Below are 1,335 nucleotides of genomic sequence, written 5' to 3'. Positions count from 1 at the left end.
TTTTTACTGAAAGCTGCTACTAACGACTCATAAATCTACCCTTAATCGTGTATTGGATGATAGTTGCGGATTTTAGGATATTTAATGTATATCATCATTACAGCGTAAGGTTTTAACACATTAAGTATTTACCTTTGCATCCGAATTCTTAAAAAACAGAATTATGGAAACAAAGGAATACTTCGAAAAGGTGATGCAGGACTTTAATCAGAACCGTAGAGGTCGAAACCTGCGTAAGTATTGGGCTACAGAATGATTATTGCATAGCCCAATCAATGGGCTATGCTGATGAGTTTACTGCCTAGAGCCGTTTCTATACGAGCAATGGTTTGAGTCGTGAAGTTATGTCTGCCTGTTAGCCATTTGGAGATTTCAGAGTCTCGCTTGTTGAGCAAGCGGGCGAAATCCTTTTGGGTGAGTCCCTTGGCTTTCAGAATCTCACTAATGCGCTCGGCAATACCGAAAGACAAATCGAACTCTGCCTTTTGCTCGGCTGGTATCGCAGCGAGGCAGTCACGGAATAATTTGTTCTGTATCATAATGTTTAAATTTCAAAGGTTGCACTTTCAATGTCGGTTATCATATTCTTTTCAATAGTAATGATGCCATTCTCGATGTCACAAAAATAATATTTTTATTGATAGTTTGTTCACTTTTAAGTGAATATTTAATATGAATTAACTTGTAAGGTAAAACAATGATACAATTTTATCCAAAATACAAACAATTCAAGGCTTGGGTGGATGCCAAGGACTATGAGAATGCCGTGAGAAGTGGGCTGGACTACCTGCGTTGTTGTGAGGTTTCCAAGAAGCTCATCTTGGATTTTGTGGAGGAAATAGAATGAAACTAAGGCAATCGTCCTGCTTTAATGAGATTGCTGAGGAGATGATTTCCTCTAAAATCATCCCGTCCTTCTTTACCATTAAAGAAGTTTTTCGAAAACCTACCCGTCCTTCCTTACCCTTAAGGAAGGCACCACCTTTCTCTCCAAGCCTCTCTTCAATAGTCTTTACGCCCCCTTCGGTTCCCCCCAGTTCTGGGGGACAGAAACCCTCAGGGGCGAGAGGATGTAACCGCCCTCCGGTGCTCGGAACCGCTTTGCTATAAGGTTGTCGGACCATCAAAGGCCTGCGCCATGTTATGCGGGCTGGGACTGCTTGGGGAAAGGTGGAGATAGTATGGAGTGAGCTTGCTGTAATGGGGTATAGATTACTTTCTTGAGGCTAATTTGCTGATAATTTGCAGATTTCTTTCAATTTTCTTGGTGGTTTCGTAGAAAAAGCGTAACTTTGCGACATTATTAAACGTTTAAAATGAAAGGTTATGGCATTA

Annotated in this window: 2 protein-coding genes; one reads left to right on the top strand and one right to left on the bottom strand. The window is 40.9% G+C overall.

The genetic code is table 11. The features are described from left to right. Positions 1-272 precede the first annotated feature (272 nt). Positions 273-539: a helix-turn-helix domain-containing protein gene (locus tag AAAT87_RS15355; protein ID WP_118153697.1), complete on the bottom strand. Its 267-nt coding sequence runs from the start codon at positions 537-539 to the stop codon at positions 273-275. A gap of 158 nt (positions 540-697) precedes the next feature. Here AAAT87_RS15355 and AAAT87_RS15350 point away from each other — a divergent pair, with 158 nt between their 5' ends. Beyond that, positions 698-847, top strand: coding sequence for a hypothetical protein (locus tag AAAT87_RS15350; RefSeq protein WP_349226917.1), 150 nt, complete (start codon positions 698-700; stop codon positions 845-847). Positions 848-1,335: the final 488 nt, after the last annotated feature.

This window comes from Segatella sinensis, assembly GCF_040095255.1.
GTDB lineage: Bacteria > Bacteroidota > Bacteroidia > Bacteroidales > Bacteroidaceae > Prevotella > Prevotella sinensis.
The sequence above is the reverse complement of the archived record's forward strand: the minus strand, read 5'-3'. Positions and strand labels throughout refer to the sequence as shown.

Coding starts and splice junctions, on each gene's coding strand:
- AAAT87_RS15355 (WP_118153697.1), bottom strand. CDS start 539: ATGATACAGAACAAATTATTCCGTGACTGCCTCGCTGCGATACCAGCC.
- AAAT87_RS15350 (WP_349226917.1), top strand. CDS start 698: ATGATACAATTTTATCCAAAATACAAACAATTCAAGGCTTGGGTGGAT.